The organism is Symbioplanes lichenis (genome assembly GCF_030709675.1).
Taxonomy (GTDB): Bacteria; Actinomycetota; Actinomycetes; order Mycobacteriales; family Micromonosporaceae; genus Actinoplanes; species Actinoplanes lichenis.
The window spans coordinates 392,013-407,237 of the sequence record NZ_JAUZQD010000005.1; the positions used below are offsets into that span (position 1 = coordinate 392,013).

17 protein-coding genes are annotated in these 15,225 nt (G+C 73.4%); 7 read left to right on the forward strand and 10 right to left on the reverse strand.

Translation table 11 applies throughout. The annotated features are described in order from the left end of the window. Positions 1–38: 38 nt before the first annotated feature. Positions 39–662, forward strand: a complete 624-nt coding sequence (locus RAN62_RS14720; protein WP_305785155.1) for a CDP-alcohol phosphatidyltransferase family protein — start codon at positions 39–41, stop codon at positions 660–662. Here the strand turns inward: RAN62_RS14720 and RAN62_RS14725 are convergent. Then, the gene (locus tag RAN62_RS14725; RefSeq protein WP_305785156.1) at positions 649–2,115 is read right to left on the reverse strand and encodes a glycoside hydrolase 5 family protein; all 1,467 of its coding nucleotides are present in this window, start codon (positions 2,113–2,115) and stop codon (positions 649–651) included. The genes RAN62_RS14720 and RAN62_RS14725 overlap by 14 nt on opposite strands. Before the next feature lie 112 nt (positions 2,116–2,227). Here RAN62_RS14725 and RAN62_RS14730 point away from each other — a divergent pair, with 112 nt between their 5' ends. After that, positions 2,228–2,614, forward strand: a complete 387-nt coding sequence (locus RAN62_RS14730) for a RidA family protein (protein WP_305785157.1) — start codon at positions 2,228–2,230, stop codon at positions 2,612–2,614. Positions 2,615–2,699: 85 nt separating this feature from the next. Next, positions 2,700–3,830 carry an EAL domain-containing protein gene (locus RAN62_RS14735; protein WP_305785158.1) on the forward strand — a complete coding sequence of 377 codons (1,131 nt, stop codon included), beginning with the start codon at positions 2,700–2,702 and terminating at the stop codon, positions 3,828–3,830. Between the two features lies 1 nt (position 3,831). Here RAN62_RS14735 and RAN62_RS14740 read toward each other — a convergent pair whose 3' ends face one another. From RAN62_RS14740 to RAN62_RS14760, 5 genes are all read right to left on the reverse strand, one after another. Then, positions 3,832–4,572 (reverse strand): carbon-nitrogen hydrolase family protein, encoded by a 741-nt coding sequence (locus RAN62_RS14740; protein WP_305785159.1) that lies wholly within the window; start codon positions 4,570–4,572, stop codon positions 3,832–3,834. Further along, entirely contained in the window at positions 4,559–5,347 is a 789-nt protein-coding gene (locus RAN62_RS14745) for a class I SAM-dependent methyltransferase (RefSeq protein ID WP_305785160.1), read from the reverse strand. Before RAN62_RS14745 ends, RAN62_RS14740 begins: the two co-directional genes overlap by 14 nt. A 127-nt stretch (positions 5,348–5,474) precedes the next feature. Beyond that, positions 5,475–6,539 carry a threonine aldolase family protein gene (locus RAN62_RS14750; RefSeq protein WP_305785161.1) on the reverse strand — a complete coding sequence of 355 codons (1,065 nt, stop codon included), beginning with the start codon at positions 6,537–6,539 and terminating at the stop codon, positions 5,475–5,477. Between the two features lie 27 nt (positions 6,540–6,566). Continuing rightward, positions 6,567–7,568, reverse strand: a complete 1,002-nt coding sequence (locus RAN62_RS14755; RefSeq protein ID WP_305785307.1) for a DNA polymerase III subunit beta family protein — start codon at positions 7,566–7,568, stop codon at positions 6,567–6,569. 50 nt (positions 7,569–7,618) lie between these two features. Next, positions 7,619–8,212, reverse strand: a complete 594-nt coding sequence (locus RAN62_RS14760) for a LysE/ArgO family amino acid transporter (protein WP_305785162.1) — start codon at positions 8,210–8,212, stop codon at positions 7,619–7,621. Between the two features lie 68 nt (positions 8,213–8,280). Between RAN62_RS14760 and RAN62_RS14765 the strand changes: the two genes are divergently transcribed. Next, positions 8,281–9,105 carry a LysR family transcriptional regulator ArgP gene (locus tag RAN62_RS14765; RefSeq protein ID WP_305785163.1) on the forward strand — a complete coding sequence of 275 codons (825 nt, stop codon included), beginning with the start codon at positions 8,281–8,283 and terminating at the stop codon, positions 9,103–9,105. On the opposite strand, the gene RAN62_RS14770 is transcribed toward RAN62_RS14765, so the two are convergent. Both RAN62_RS14770 and RAN62_RS14775 read right to left on the reverse strand, forming a co-directional pair. Then, entirely contained in the window at positions 9,094–9,642 is a 549-nt protein-coding gene (locus tag RAN62_RS14770) for an LOG family protein (protein WP_305785164.1), read from the reverse strand. The genes RAN62_RS14765 and RAN62_RS14770 overlap by 12 nt on opposite strands. A gap of 1 nt (position 9,643) precedes the next feature. Then, complete coding sequence (locus tag RAN62_RS14775) at positions 9,644–10,417, reverse strand: LOG family protein (protein WP_305785165.1); 774 nt, start codon at positions 10,415–10,417, stop codon at positions 9,644–9,646. Positions 10,418–10,582: 165 nt separating this feature from the next. Here RAN62_RS14775 and RAN62_RS14780 point away from each other — a divergent pair, with 165 nt between their 5' ends. Then, positions 10,583–10,738 (forward strand): hypothetical protein, encoded by a 156-nt coding sequence (locus RAN62_RS14780; RefSeq protein ID WP_305785166.1) that lies wholly within the window; start codon positions 10,583–10,585, stop codon positions 10,736–10,738. On the opposite strand, the gene dapE is transcribed toward RAN62_RS14780, so the two are convergent. Beyond that, on the reverse strand, positions 10,725–11,798 hold the full coding sequence (gene dapE / locus RAN62_RS14785; RefSeq protein WP_305785167.1) for a succinyl-diaminopimelate desuccinylase: 1,074 nt from the start codon (positions 11,796–11,798) through the stop codon (positions 10,725–10,727). The genes RAN62_RS14780 and dapE overlap by 14 nt on opposite strands. A gap of 71 nt (positions 11,799–11,869) precedes the next feature. Between dapE and dapD the strand changes: the two genes are divergently transcribed. Continuing rightward, positions 11,870–12,814 carry a 2,3,4,5-tetrahydropyridine-2,6-dicarboxylate N-succinyltransferase gene (dapD, locus tag RAN62_RS14790; protein ID WP_305785168.1) on the forward strand — a complete coding sequence of 315 codons (945 nt, stop codon included), beginning with the start codon at positions 11,870–11,872 and terminating at the stop codon, positions 12,812–12,814. Here dapD and RAN62_RS14795 read toward each other — a convergent pair. After that, positions 12,789–13,772, reverse strand: coding sequence for an ArsR/SmtB family transcription factor (locus RAN62_RS14795; RefSeq protein WP_305785169.1), 984 nt, complete (start codon positions 13,770–13,772; stop codon positions 12,789–12,791). The genes dapD and RAN62_RS14795 overlap by 26 nt on opposite strands. A 58-nt stretch (positions 13,773–13,830) precedes the next feature. Between RAN62_RS14795 and RAN62_RS14800 the strand changes: the two genes are divergently transcribed. Then, positions 13,831–15,075, forward strand: a complete 1,245-nt coding sequence (locus RAN62_RS14800; protein WP_305785170.1) for an MFS transporter — start codon at positions 13,831–13,833, stop codon at positions 15,073–15,075. Positions 15,076–15,225 lie beyond the last annotated feature (150 nt).

The following is a 15,225-nucleotide window of genomic DNA, read 5'->3' on the forward strand; positions in this document are numbered from 1 at the left end:
CCAGCGCTCTGAAGGCGAACGAGTCGTGGTGGGTGGTGGTGGCCGTCGACCCGGTCGCCGTGCGTCTGCTGCCGGTCCTGCTGCGCTTCCGCCGGGTCACCCCGGACGTGCTCACCGGCGTCGCCCTGCTGCTCGGGCTCGGCGCCGCCGCCAGCACCCTGACCGGGCACGTCCGGCTGGGCGCGCTGCTCTTCGAGGCCCGCTTCCTGGTCGACTGTCTGGACGGCAAGGTGGCCCGGATCCGGGGCACCGGCACGGCCTTCGGCGCCTTCTTCGACCGGACCGCCGACCTGGTCGGCGTCCTGCTCAGCTATGTGGCGCTGAGCGTCGTGGCCGTCCGGGCCGTGCCCGGCCACCAGAACCTCATGCTGCTCCCGGCGCTGCTGTGTGCCGTCGCGGCGGCGGCCGAGTTCCTGCTCAAGGGGGCCAAGGCCGGGGCGGGCGGGCCGGCCGGCGGGCTCGGGGACACCGCGTGGGGGCGCTGGTGCTCGGCCCGCCGGCTGGCCACGCGGCCGTGGACCGTGGAGGCCGAGACGCTCGCGCTCTTCGCCGTGCCGTTGCTGGTGCCCGGCCTCGCGTGGGCCGGGCTCCTGTGCGCCGCGGTGTTCTACCTGATCGCCGCCGCACACGATGTCACGCTGGCCGGGGTCATCCTGCGCTGAGGGCGAGTCCTGCATCGTCGAACCAGACCGTGCCGGTGTTGTCGCCCGACTTGAGGTGCATCTGGACCGAGGCCGCGCCGGCCGGGGCGACGCCCGAGGTCTGGAGCAGCGTCCACGCGGTGTCGCCGGCCGGCAGCGCCGCCGACGAGTTCTGGCCGAGGTAGGCGCCGGCCGCGTCGAACCACGCCAGGGACAGCTGGGTCAGGCCGGTGGCGGCCGCCCCGCGGGCGTACACCTGGGCCTTCCAGGTCTGTCCGCCCCGGACCGGCGTGATCGGGGAGATCTTCAGGCTGGGCAGCGCGTTCGCGGAGCGGGTCGTGCCGGAGAAGGCGATCGCGCCGGTGCCGGTGCGGGCGCCGGTCGCCGTCCACGTCGCCGTGCCGAACTCCGGCGACGAGTTCAGCCAGGCGCCGATGCCGTTCTCGAAGCCCAGGTTGAGCAGGCTGTCGTCCAGCGGCTTGCCGGCCCAGTAGTTCTTGACCACGGCGGCGGCGGGCTTGGCGGTGCCGTCGGTGCGGTAGAGGCCGTAGGCGTACTCGGCGGCGGGGGTGTCCGACGACGGCCCGGCCGTGCTGGTGAAGTCGAAGAGGGTCCACGGCGCCACCGAGGGGATGCCGGCCTGGCGGGCGGCGGCGAAAACCCGGCCCAGGTACGCCGCCTGCTCGCCCTCGTTGAAGAAGAGGCTGCTGCGCCCGGCCTCGCCCAGCACCAGCGTGGCCGGAGCGGCAATGCTCTTGGCCTCGCTCAGCTCCGCGTAGGCCGACGCCGAGTCACCGTAGTAGTGGTAGTCGTAGTAGTCCGGCGGGGTGGTGGCCAGGGCGGCCTTCAGCTTGCGGAAGCCGTCGATCGCCTTCGAGCCCGGCGTGGTCACGGTGACCGGGGTGGCGGGCAGCACCTTGCGCAGCACCGGGATCATCTGCCGGGCCCAGCTCATCTCGGCGGCGCTGTCCGGGTTCATCTCGTTCTTGAGCTCCACCGAGATCAGGCGGCTGTCGTTCCGGTACGGCGTCAGCAGCGCCGTCGCCCACTGGGTGCTCTTGGCGACCTCGTCGTAGCGGCCCCACCAGTCGAAGAGGGTCAGCTTCACGGCGAGCTTGTTCGTGGCCGCCAGCGCGAAGAACTTCGCCAGCCGGTCGGTGTAGGTGGCCGTCGGCGCGGGCCAGCCGAACGTGTCGGGGAAGACGATCACCCGGACGCTCGTGGCGCCGAGCGCCGCCGCGCGGGCCAGGTCGGCGTTGATCTGCGCGGGCTGCCAGTTCGACCACATGGCCGACCAGCCGGCCGCCGCGGGGTAGTAGTTGATCTGCTTGGTCACCGCGGTGGTCGCGAGGTTCCGGGCCTTGAGCTGGGCCGTGGTCGCCTTCGTCGCCGCGTGGGCGGCCGTCGCTCCGGGGACCATGCAGCCCATCATCGCCGCCAGCGCCATGCCGTACCGCAGAACTCGGGCCGTCATCGAATCCCCCTCGTCGTCCGTCGCCTTCGAGGGGCCTGTTCGACGCGGACGGGCGCGGGCCGGGTTGACGACGGGGTGCGGGCGGGTAGCGGGTCCCACTACGCTGCCGCGCATGGAACACCACGTCCGCCCGGCCGGCCTGCCGCCGACGCACAACTACAGCCACGCGGTGTCGTTCACCGGCACGATGGTCGTGGTCTCCGGGCAGGTGCCGCTCGACGGCGACGGGCGGCTGGTGGGGGCCGACGACGCGGCCGAGCAGACGCGGCAGGTCTTCCGCAACCTCCAGGCGGCCCTGACCGCCGCGGGGTGTGACCTGAGCCACGTGGTCAAGCTGACGGTGTTCCTGGTCAACATGGGCGACCTCGCCGACTTCCGCCGGGTGCGCGACGAGCTGATCGACCCGGCCCGGCCCCCGGCCAGCTCACTCGTGCAGGTCAGCGGGCTGGTGCACCCGGATTTCCGGATCGAGGTCGAGGCGATCGCGGCCCGCCCCTGAGCCGGTCGCGGCCGGGCCGATAGTCTCCCCCGTACGCGGAGCGGCGCGGGCTGCCACCGTGGGGACGCCAAGCCGGGGGGATGCCGTGGACTGGACGATGGTCGAGCGCCTGCTCGATCTCGCCCGTGCGCACCTCGGCTGCGAGCTCGCCGTGCTCTCCGACATCGACGGCGGGCGGCAGGTGGTCCGGGCGGTCAGCGGCGACACCGACCTGTTCGAGCCCGGCTCGGTGCTCACCGACTCGTTCTGCCTGCGCGTGTTCCACGGGCTCCTGCCGGCCATGGTCACCGACACGCGGCGGGACTACGCGACCCGGGACCTGGAGATCACGACGCGGCAGGGCATCGGCTCGTACGCGGGCGTGCCGTGGCAGAACGAGGACGGCACGCGTACCGGGGTGCTGTGCTGCCTGAGCCGGACCCCCGATCCCCGGCTGGGCGACGACTCGATCCGCTTCCTCGGCCTGCTGGGCGGCCTGATCGGCGAGCAGGTGGACAGCTCCGCGGCCCAGCCCGAGCACGAGGACGTACGCGCCCTGCGTGACGTCCTCCGCGAGCGCGCCCTCCGGGTCGTCTTCCAGCCCGTCGTCCGGCTCGCCGACGCGACGACCGTCGGCTACGAGGCGCTGGCCCGCTTCGATCTGGCGAGCTTCCCGACCCCGGCCCACGCCTTCGCGGCGGCGGGCCAGACCGGGCTCGGCGTCGCCCTGGAGCTGCTGGCCATCGAGCGCGCCTTCGAATCGCTGCCCGACGTGCCGCCCGGCCGCACCCTCGGTGTCAACCTGTCGGCCGAGGCGCTGCTCACCCCGCTGGTGCAGGAGACCGTGCTCGCCCACGCGGGCAGCGACATCTGCGTCGAGGTCACCGAGCACACCCAGGTCGAGGACTACCCGGCCCTCAACGAGGTCACCAACCGCCTCCGCGCCGCCGGCGTCCAGATCGTCGTCGACGACGCGGGCGCGGGCTTCGCCAGCCTCCAGCACATCCTGCAGCTGCGCCCCGACATCATCAAACTCGACATCAGCCTGACCCGCGACATCGACCGCGACCCCGTCCGCACGGCCCTGGCCCGCTCCCTGGTCTCCTTCGCCGGCGAGGTGGGCGCCCGCCTGGTCGCCGAGGGCATCGAGACCGAGGCCGAACACGACAAGCTCCGCGCCATCGGCGTCGACCTGGGCCAGGGCTACTACCTCGCCAAGCCCGGCCCGCTGCCCTGAGTCAGCGGCGGAGGGTGGCTCGGACGAAATCGCCGGGCTCGGCGCCGGCTCGAGTGACGAGCTCGCCGTCCGGCGACCAGATGCCCGAGCGGCCCGCGTTGTCCACATAGCCGTCGCCGGTCGGCCCGGCGAAGCTGGCGATCGCCACCCACACGCCGTGCTCCGTGCTGATGCGCCGGGCCCGCTGCTCATGCACGACCGCGTCCTCGGCACGATCGAGAGCACCCGCCACGTACGCGTCGATGCCCAGCGCCGCGGTCTGCTCCTGATGCGCGGGCACGCCGGTGTCCTTGCACAGGGCGAGGCCCAGCCGCCAGCCGTCCACTTCGAGCACCGCGGGGGCCGGGCCCGGGCGGAAGTGTCCCGGCTCGTGCCCGGCCAGGTTCATCTTCCGGTACGCAACCCGCGCGCCCGCCCCGTCCACAGCGAGCAGGGCCAGGAAGCGCTCCTCGACGGGCGCACTCGCGACAGCCACCGTGCCGGTCTCCGCGCACGCCTCGATCAAGGGACGCAGGCGCGGGTCGTCCATGGCCACGGCCGGGGCGTCCAGTTCGTACCCGGTCAGGGAGAGCTCGGGAAAGATGACCACCCGGGCCCGCGCTGCCCGGACCAGGTCGGCGTGCGCCCGGGCGTTCGCCTCGACGTCCAGGGCCCGGCAGGCCGGCTGAGCCGCGGCCAGCACAAGCTCAGCGGCCGCCCGGTCCTCCGGCCCGGGAGGCCCGTGGGGATCAGCGGTGGCCACGCACGCCTGCCCGCGCCGCGCCGGCCAGGGATGCCTCGAGGCGGGAGGCCTGCACGAGGAAGCGGTGCGCGGTCGCGGTGAAGTGCCCGTACGTCCGGATCAGCGCGTCCATCCGGCGCAGCGCCCGGTCGTACTTCTCCACGCTGAAGTCGCGGACCTGCCACGGCACCGTCCGCAGCTGGTAGACGACGGCCCCGATGTCGTGGAAGGTGAGCGGCACCCGCTCCTCGCGCACGTCCGTGACCGTCAGCCCGGCCGCCGCCAGCGCCCGGACCGCGGTGTCGGCGTCCCAGGCGCGCGGGTGCGGCGGCGGCGCGCCGAGCTCGGCGTTGAGGTCGGCCAGGTCGTCGCTGCCCACCTGCTGGCTGAGCAGCGTGCCGCCGGGCGTGAGCAGCCGGGCCACGTCGTCGGCGGGCAACCGGCCGTGCCGGCTCAGCACCACGTCGAACTCGTTCTCCCCGCCGGGCAGCTCGGTGACCACCGACACCCCGAACGGCCGCAGCCGGTCGCGCGCGACGGGCACGTTCGGCGCCCAGCTCTCGACCGCCACCGTGTGCGCGGGCAGCGGCGCCAGCTCGGCCAGCAGCTCACCGCCGCCGGTGTCCAGGTCGAGCAGGCTGCCCGCGTGCCGGACCAGGGGGCGGGCCAGCTCCGGGAACGCCCACGAGGGGTCCGAGCCCACCGCCCGCCCGTCCATCCAGGCGAATTCCCACCCCGTGATCGGTACGCCGGCCGCCTCGCTCACGAGCTGCTCGTACTGCCGTGCGAAACCCATGGCAGCGACGGTAACCGGACGACCACGCAGGGCGCGACCGGGTTGGCCGCACGTTTACCATCCGGTGATGCATCCGCCGCCGGGCCGGTACGCAACCGCTCAGGCGACCGCCTCAGCGTGGACCCCGTCAGGCGCAGAGGCCGCCGATGATCTCCGCGATCGCGGCCGGCTCGTGGCGCAGGGTGGCCCGTCCGACGCTCAGCTCCACCCGGACGACCCGCGGGTCGCCGGTCGTGAACGGGCGCGGCCACACCCACAGGCCGGTCTCCTCGGCCAGCCGGGCGGCGCGGGCGCGGAAGCCCTCCTCGGTCGTGCTGAGCAGCAGGTGCATCATCGGCGTCTGGGGCGGGCCGGGCACCACGTGCACCTCGGGGATCGCGTCGAGGGCGGCGGCGATCGCGAGGGCGTGGGCCATCCGGGCGGGCATCTCGGCCAGGGCGGCGTCGACCAGGCTCAGGGCGGAGGAGGCCTGGGGCCACAGGGCGTACAGGGTGCCGCCCAGCCGGGAGCGCCACTCGCGCACCTGGGCGACGTCCTCCTCGGAGCCGGCGACGCAGCAGCCCGGGAGCGCGCCGACGCCCTTGTAGAACGACACGTACACGGTGTCGAAGAGCGCGGCGATCTCGGCGGGCGTCCGCGCGTACCCGGCGCTCGCCTCCCAGATCCGCGCGCCGTCGAGGTGCACGGCCGCGCCCCGGCCGCGGGCCCAGTCGGTCTGCGCGACCAGGTCGTCCCACTCGGGGAGCTGCCCGCCGAGGTCGCGCTGGGGCAGCTCGAGCAGCAGCGCGGCGAACGGCTCGGCGGTGCCGGTGAGGTCGTCGAGGGTGAGCAGCCGCTCGGCCTCGCCCACGGCCCGGCCGGTGAGCTGGTGCAGCCGCTGGTGGGCCTGGCCCTCGTGCTGGTCGAGGTGACAGTACGGATGCCAGAGCACCGTGCGGACGCCCCGGCGGTCGGCGTGCACCCGCAGCGTCGCGCCCTGGGCCATCGTGCCGCTGGGCAGGAACACGGCGGCGGGCTTGCCGAGCAGCTCCGCGATGTGCCGCTCCAGCGTCGTCACGGCGCCGCCGTCGCCGTACACGTCGTCGCCCGCGTCGGGGTCGATCGTGGCCAGCAGGTCCCGGGGGCGGCCGAGGCCGTTGCCGAGGAAGGTGTCGGTGCAGGCGGCGCGCCGCGCGCGAGTCTCGTCATCCACGCGCTCAGTGTGCGCCGCCGCGATCTCCTATTCGCGTACGGGCATCAGTAGCGACCATCCCGCCCCGCCCCGCAGCACCAGCGGCTTGATCGGCCCGTCCAGCCGCAGCTCCAGCTGACCCGGTCCGCCGGCGTCGAGCGCCTCCAGCAGGAATTCCCGGTTCACCGCCACGTGGCCCGCGCGGTCGGCGGCCCAGGCGTCCCGCGCGACCGTCCGGACGGCGCCGGTGTCGTCGACGGCCAGGATCGCCAGTTCCTCCGTCGCCGCCGCGGTGACCGCCGCCCGCAGGGTCGCCGGGTCGACCGTGATCCGGCGCGGGTTCTCCGCCGGCAGCTCGGTGACCCGCCGATAGTCGGGGAAGTCCACGTCGAGCGGCGTGACCGACAGGCGCCCGGCGCCGGTCTCGACGTCGAGCGCGCCCGCCACGGTCAGCGTGACCATCCCGGTCAGCAACGGGCGCAGCGCGTCGGCGAAAGGCAGCGGCGCGACGACGCGGACGGGCGGCCCGGACACCGTGGCGCCGGTCGAGGCGACGGCCAGGCGGTAGCGGTCGGTCGCCACGAGTGTGATCGTCGCCTCGCCGGCCTCCAGGAGGACACCGTTGATCATCGGCAGGTCCGGATCGGTGCCGGCGGCGAAGCGGACGAAATCGAGGGCCGCGGTCAGCTCCGCCGCCGGCACCGTGACGGTCGTCATGGTGGCCCCGCCCAGGAGCCGGTGCAGCCGGGCGAGCTCGCGCCGGGCGTCGGCGAGCCCGTCCTCGAGCCGGGCCAGATGCGCGTCGAGCAGCTCGCGCACCACCTCGGGCCGGTCCAGCGCCGCCACCGCCCGCGCGATGCCCGCCACCGGCATCCCGACCCGCCGCAGCCCGGCCACCAGCCGGGCCGCCCGGATCTGCGCCTCGCTGTAACGCCGGTAGCCGGTCGCCGCGTCGACCTCGGCCGGCACCAGCACCCCGGCCCGGTCGTAGAACCGCAGGGCGCTCACGCCCAGCCCGCTCGCCCGGGCCACCTCGCCGATCCCCCGCATGCCGCTCTCCACCCCGCCACCCTGCCGTCTCGACCAGGTCGAGAGTCAAGTCAGAGGAGCAATCCGACGCCGAGGGCGGCCATGACCACGGCGATCAGGCCATCGAGCACGCGCCACGCGCCCGGGCGCCGCAGGACCGGGGCGAGCCGCTGCGCGCCCAGGCCCAGGGCGCTGAACCACACGGCGCTGGCCGCCGCCGCGCCCAGCCCGAAGGCCCATCGCGGCGAGTGCTGCTGCGCCACCGAGCCCAGCAGCAGCACGGTGTCCAGGTAGACGTGCGGGTTCAGGTAGGTCATCGCGAGGCAGGCGAGGACCGTGGCGCGCAGGGTCGCCGGGCCGCCGGCCGTGGGGGTGAGGCTGCCCGGGGAGATCGCTCGTTTCGCGGCCAGGAGGGCGTACCCGATCAGGAAGACGGCCCCGGCCCAGCGGATGACCGTGACCACCACCGGGTTGGCCGTGACCAGCGCGCCCAGGCCGGCGATGCCCGCCGAGATCAGCAGCAGGTCGGACGTGGCGCAGACCGCGACGACCGCGAGGACGTGCTCGCGGCGCAGGCCCTGGCGCAGCACGAAGGCGTTCTGCGCGCCGATCGCGATGATCAGCACGGCGGAGGCGGCGAACCCGGCGAGGGCGGAGGTGAGCACCCCTCGACGCTAGGCCGGATACTTGGTGTACTCCAGTTGAAGATTCTTCAGGAACATGAGGAAGCCTTATGGATCAGGTGCAGCTCGCGACCTTCCAGGCCGTGATCGCGGAGGGCAGCTTCGACGCGGCGGCGAAGGCGCTGCACGTGACGCCGCCCGCCGTCAGCCAGCGCATCAAGGCCCTGGAGCAGGCCGTCGGCCAGGTGCTGGTCCGCCGGACGAAACCGGCCGTGCCGACGGCGGCCGGGGAGACCCTGGTCCGGCTGGCCGGCCAGATCGCCCTGCTCGAGCGCGAGGCACTCGACGCGGTGCGGGGCAGCACGCGGACGAAGATCGCCGTCTCGGTCAACGCCGACTCGCTGCACTCGTGGTTCCTCCCGGCGCTGGCCGGCCTGCCCGACCTGGCCTTCGATCTGCATCAGGACGACGAGGACTACACCGCCGACCTGCTGCGCGCGGGCACGGTGATGGCCGCCGTCACCACCCAGCACGTGCCCGTCCAGGGCTGCCGCGTCGAGCGCCTCGGCGCCATGCGCTATCTGGCCGTGGCCGCCCCCGGCGTCTTCACCGGCTTCACGACGACGCCGATGATCCTCTTCAACCGCAAGGACCAGCTGCAGCACCGCTTCCGGGCCGCCGTCACCCACCGCACCCTCGACGACCCGCCGATCCACTACGTCCCCGCGGCGAGCGCCTTCGTCGAGGCCATCCGGCTCGGGCTCGGGTGGGGGATGGTGCCCGAACACCTGGTCACGGACCCCCTGACCGAGGTCGCCCCCGGCCACCACCTCGACGTCCCGCTGCACTGGCAGTGCTGGCGCATGGAGTCGGCGGCCCTGACCGCCCTGACCGACGCCGTCAAGCACGCCGCCGCGCGCGCCCTACGACCGTAAGGACGACTCGATGTGGTCGAGGGCGGCGTCGATCGACGTGACCACGGTGACCTGGGCGAGCGCGGCCTCGCGGACGAAGGCCGTGCCGGTGATGTCCCGCAGCCAGGTCCACAGGCCGGTGTAGAAGCCCTCCGGGTCGAGCACCACGATCGGCTTGCGGTGCAGGTCGAGGGTGGCCGTGGTCCAGACCTCGAAGAGCTCGTCGAGCGTGCCGAGGCCGCCCGGCAGGGTGACGAAGGCGTCGGAGCGCTCGATCATGATGTTCTTGCGGGCGCCCATGTCGGCCGTGACGACCAGCTCGTCCGAGGCCGTGTCGGCGACCTCGAGGTCGACCAGGGACTGCGGGATGACGCCGAGGGTGTGCGCGCCGCCGGCCCGGGTGCCGTCGGCGACCGCGCCCATCATGCCGACGCAGCCGCCGCCGGAGACGAGCGAGTGGCCGCGCGGGCCGAGGGCCTTGCCGAGGGCGGTGGCCAGGTCGAGGTGGCTCTGGTCGAGGCGGTTGGAGGAGGCGCAGAAGACGCCGATCGCCGCCACGTCACTCCTGGCCCGCGGCGAGGGCCTTGTCGGCCTCCACGATGTACTGCACGGCTTCCTCGACGTCGTCGGTCAGCATGATCAGCTCCATGTCGTCCGGGCTCACCTTCCCCTCGGCGAGCAGGCGCTGCTTGATCCAGTCGAGCAGGCCTCCCCAGTATTCGGTGCCCATGAGGACCACCGGGAAACGGGTCACCTTGCGCGTCTGGACCAGCGTGATCGCCTCGAACAGCTCGTCGAGGGTGCCGAAGCCGCCGGGCAGGACGACGAACGCCTGCGCGTACTTGACGAACATGGTCTTGCGGACGAAGAAGTAGCGGAAGTCGATGCCGATGTCGACCCAGTCGTTGAGGCCCTGCTCGAAGGGGAGCTCGATGCCGAGGCCGACCGACATGCCGCCGGCCTCCGTGGCCCCGCGGTTGGCCGCCTCCATCACGCCCGGGCCGCCGCCGGTGATCACCGCGTAGCCCGCCTCGGCCAGGGCGGCGCCCAGGTCGGCGGCCATCTCGCACTCGGGGCTGTCCGGCCGGCTGCGGGCCGAGCCGAAGACGCTGACCGCGGGCGGGAGGTCGGCGAGGGTGTCGAAGCCCTCCACGAACTCCGACAGGATGCGCAGGGCCCGCCACGCGTCCTTGGTCTTCCACTCGCCGCGGTGCTCGGAGTCGAGGAGCTTCTCGTCCGCCGTGCTCGGCGGGATCGACTCCCGTCGCAGCGTGACAGCGCCGCGATGACGCTCCCGGGGTACGCGGCCACGGTCGGCAGGACTGTCCGTCATGGCACCCACCGTAGTGCGGACGGTCCGTAACCGGTGAATAACCAGATGGGTTTGGCCAAGAGGATTGCGGCGTGGCGACCTTTTTGCCAGATTGAAGCAACGGACGGTAGCTCTGCTGTCTCCGTCCGTTTATCAACTTCCCCTCCCGCACGCACGGAGCCGCCCGTGACGACCCGCTATGAGCGCATGAAGATCCAGCGCCGCATGCAGCGGCGCATCCGCCTGGTGGTGGAGGAGCGCCGCATCGCGCTGGCCCAGCGGGGCCGGCCCGCCGAGGCGGCCGCCGATCCCGACGACGGGGACCCCGTCAGTACGCGGTGAGCCACCGGTGCAGCGTCGCGGCCCCGTCACGGATCTTGCCGATCTCCACGTGCTCGTCCGGGGCGTGCGCCAGGCGGGGATCGCCGGGCCCGTAGTTGAGCGCCGGGATGCCCATCGCCGCGAACCGGGCCACGTCCGTCCAGCCCAGCTTGGCCTCGGGCTGCTCGCCGACCGCCGTGAGGAAGTCGCGGGCCGGCTCCGCGCCCAGCCCCGGCAGCGCCCCCGGCGCCGAGTCGGTCACGTCCAGGTCGAAGCCGCTGAACACCTCGTGCAGGTGCGCCAGCGCGTCCTGCTCGGAGCGGTCCGGGGCGAAGCGCAGGTTGACGTCGATCGAGCATTCGTCCGGCACGACGTTGCCGGCCACGCCGCCCGAGATGCCGACGGCGTTGAGCCCCTCACGGTACGTACATCCGTCGATGGTGACCGTCCGCGGCCGATAGTCGTCCAGCCGCCGCAACGCCTCGCCCGCGGCGTGGATGGCGTTGACCCCGCGCCAGGCCCGCGCGGTGTGCGCCCGCTTGCCATGCGTACGGATCGTCGCGCTCAGGTACCCCTGGCAGCCCGCCTCGATCACCCCGTACGTGGGCTCGAGCAGCACCGCGAAGTCCGCGCGCAACCACTCCGGGTGCGCCTCGGCGGCCAGGTGCAGCCCGTTGTAACGGCTCTCGATCTCCTCCGCCTCGTAGAAGAGGTAGGTCAAGTCGTAACGGGGATCGGGCAGTGTCGCCGCCAGGTGCAGCGCCAGGGCGACGCCGGACTTCATGTCGGCCGTCCCGCAGCCGAAGATCAGATCGTCCACCACGGTCGACGGGAAGTTGTCGTTCAGCGGCACGGTGTCCAGGTGCCCGGCGAGCACGACGCGCTGTTCGCGGCCGAGATCGGTCCGGGCCATGACCGTGTTGCCGTGACGCTCGGTGCTCAGGTGCGGCGCCTGCCGCAAGACGTCCTCGACGCAGTCGGCGATGACCTTCTCGTCGCGGGACACGGACTCGATGTCGACCAGGGTGCGGGTGAGCACCACCGGGTCGACCAGCACGTCCGGGGTCAGCGGGTTCGCCATGAGCCGCACATTACCGTCCGAACATGAACCCGAAACGGAACCGGGCGGACCGGCCCTAGTAGGGTTGTCCTGTGACCACTGCGATCTCGACCTCGCCCGCGTGGGGCCTCGGCCTCGCCACCGTGACCTCGGACGGGACGGTGCTCGACACCTGGTACCCGGCCGGCTTCCTCGGCCTCGGAGCGCTGCCCGCCGAGCCGCCGACGCTGCCCGCCGGGCTCACCGGCCCCAAGGCACTGTCCGGGCTCTCGACCGTCGAGGTGCGCACGGAGATCGCGTCGCTGGCCGACCCGATCAAGGACTCCGCGGACGCGTACCTGCGGCTGCACCTGCTCTCGCACCGCCTGGTCAAGCCGAACGAGCAGAACCTCGACGGCATCTTCGGCGCCCTCGCCAACGTCGCGTGGACCTCGGCCGGCCCGTGCCCGCCCGACCGCGTCGACGAGCTGCGCCTGATCGAGCGCGCCGCCGGCCGCCACCTGGCCGTCCACGGCGTCGACAAGTTCCCCCGCATGACCGACTATGTCGTGCCGTCCGGCGTGCGCATCGCCGACGCCGACCGGGTCCGCCTCGGCGCCCACCTGGCCAGTGGCACCACGGTCATGCACGAGGGCTTCGCCAACTTCAACGCCGGCACGCTCGGCACGTCGATGGTCGAGGGCCGCATCGTCCAGGGCGTCGTCGTCGGCGACGGCTCCGACGTGGGCGCGGGCTCGTCGATCATGGGCACGCTCTCCGGCGGCGGCAAGGACAAGGTCCGCATCGGCGAGCGCAGCCTGCTCGGGGCCAACGCCGGCATCGGCATCTCGCTCGGCGACGACTGCGTGGTCGAGGCGGGCTGCTACATCACGGCCGGCTCGAAGATCACGCTTCCGGACGGCCGGGTCGTCAAGGCCCGCGAGCTGTCGGGCGTCGACGGCCTGCTCTTCTGGCGCAACTCGGTCACCGGCGCGCTCGAGGCGAAGCCCCGCCAGGGTCAGGGCATCACGCTCAACAGCGAGCTGCACGCCAACTAAGAAGGCTGTCCCCTTTCTCCGTGGTCGCGTAGAGGACCGATCGGCCGTTCCGGCTGCGGCTGATCAGTCCCGCGCGGGCGAGCACCTTGAGGTGTCCCGCCACGCCGCCCAGGCTCATCCCGAGCCGGGCGGCGAGCTGGCTCGTGGTCGTCGGCACGGTGAGGGCCCGCAGCACCGCCGCCCGGCCCGCGCCGAGCAAGGGCGCCAGCCCCGGATGCGACACGTCGGCATCGCTCAAGATGTCGGCGACGCCCCGGGCCCGGTAGGCGATGGTGACCGGCCGCTCGGGGTCGGTGCTGATCGCCAGGTTGCCGAAGACCGTGGGCACGAGCATGAGACCCCGGTCACCGGAGTGGTGGTCGCCGACGCTCTGCTTGATCTCGATCGTGCTCTCCTCGGGCCGCCAGCTCAGCCGCGGGTGCAGGCCGTCGAGGCCGGCGGCCCAGCCGAAGGCGGCGATCCGCCCCGCCCGGTGCATGATGTCCCGCTCCAGCACCGCCCGCAGCCGGGGCCAGTCCGGCTCGACGAAGGCCGTCCACGCCGCTTGCAGGGCGTCCGCGAGCCGGTCGACGACGTCGTCCGCGTCGAGGATCCGCCGGGCCTTCTCGGACGGAGTCTTGTGTCCGCGCAGGTTGCGCGCCAGCTCGGCCCGGGCTCGCGCGAGCGGCGTCGCGCGCAGGGCGGCCAGCTCCTCGGCGAACTCGCGGCGCGGGCCGAGCGGCGGCGGGTGCAGGAAGTCGGCGTTCTCCGTGCGGCGCTGCAGGCTGATCAATGCCTCGATCGCCGGCTCGGCCCGCCGCACCTCGGCCAGGCGCGGCCGCGTGCGCACGACCCAGTCCCGCAGCGCCCCGGCCGGCAGCGATCCTGTGAGCAGGAACATGGCGCCCTCCACCTCGAACAGCGGAGAGATCGCATAGCGGCACCCCGCGACGTCCGCGGGCGAGACCCGGATCAGCATGTTTCGCTCACCACCGAAACCTTAGCCCGCGTACGCCGCCCGCTGTGATCGTGAGCCCATGAGCTCCGCCGCCCCGCCCCGCGCCCGCTATTCGGACGTCTTCGCCGTGCCCGCCTTCCGAGTGGTCCTCGGCGGCTTCTCCCTGATGCTGATCAGCGACACGGTCAAGATGCTGGCGCTGTCCGTCCTCGTCTACGCGAGCACCGGCTCCCCGCTGCTGGCGGCCGTCGCGTACGTGTCGGGCTTCCTCCCGCAGGTCTTGGGCGGCACGTTCTTCCTGGCGCTGGCCGACCGCTGGCGCCCCCGGCGGCTCATGGCCGGTTACGACCTGGTTCGCGCGGCCGTGGTCATTGTCCTCGCCCTTGGGGTGCTGCCTCCGGCGACCGCGATGCTGCTGGTCTTCGCCGCGAGCACGTTCGCCCCGGTGGCGCAGGCCGCCCGGGCCGCCCTCACCGCCGACCTGCTGACCGGCGACGCGTACGTGCTGGGCCGTTCGCTCTTCTCGGTCGTCTCCGGCGCCATGCAGGTTCTCGGGGCGGCCGTGGGCGGACTGCTGATCACGGCGACGGGTCCGTACGGTGCGCTGTGGGTCGCGGCGGCCGCGTGCGTCGCCTCGGCTGTCCTGTCGCGCTGGGGCCTGCCCGACTTCGCGCCCCGGACGGTTCCCGCGCACGGCACGATCAAGGCGACGTGGCAGGTCAACGCGTCACTGCTCCGCACTCCGGCCATCCGGCGCCTGCTGCTGGCCCAGTGGTTGCCGTCGTCGCTGGCCGTCGGGGCGGAGGGCGTGGTGGTCCCGTACACGGCGTCGCTGGGCCGGGAATCCGCGGCCGGCCTGCTGCTCGCCGCGGCCGCCGCCGGCATGCTGCTCGGCGACCTGGTGATCGCGCGATTCGTCGCACCGGCGGGGCGCGAGCGACTGACGCCGTGGCTCGCTGTCCTGCTGGGCGCGCCGCTGATCGCGTACATCGGAAATCCGGGTCTGATCGTCGCCGCCGCCCTGCTCACGGTGGCGACGTTCGGCTCGGCCTATCAGCTGGGGCTGGCGCGGCGCTTCCTCGAGGCGGTGCCGTCCGATCGGCTCGGCCAGGCGTTCGGCCTGGCCAACACGGGCATCATGGTGGCGCAGGGCCTGGCCGTCGCGGGCGCCGGCGCCCTGGCCGAGGTGGTCCCGCCGGGCGTGGCGATCGCGGTGGCCGGCGCGTGCTCGGCCGTCGCCGCGCTCGCCCTGCATCGCACCCTGCGCCCACAGTCCGTCGAAGGGTTGACAGCCGACCGGCAAGTCGGTCCGATGGCCGGGTGAGGGCTAACGCCCATCGCTTGGTCGAGACCGAGCAGCGGCGCGGGGCGGTCGTGATCGCCATCGGGTCGGGAGAGGCCCTGCCGGGATTGTCGTAGGGGCGTGGTCTCATTGGTGCCGTGACCTCGACCCCTGCTGCCGTGCGGCGGCCCG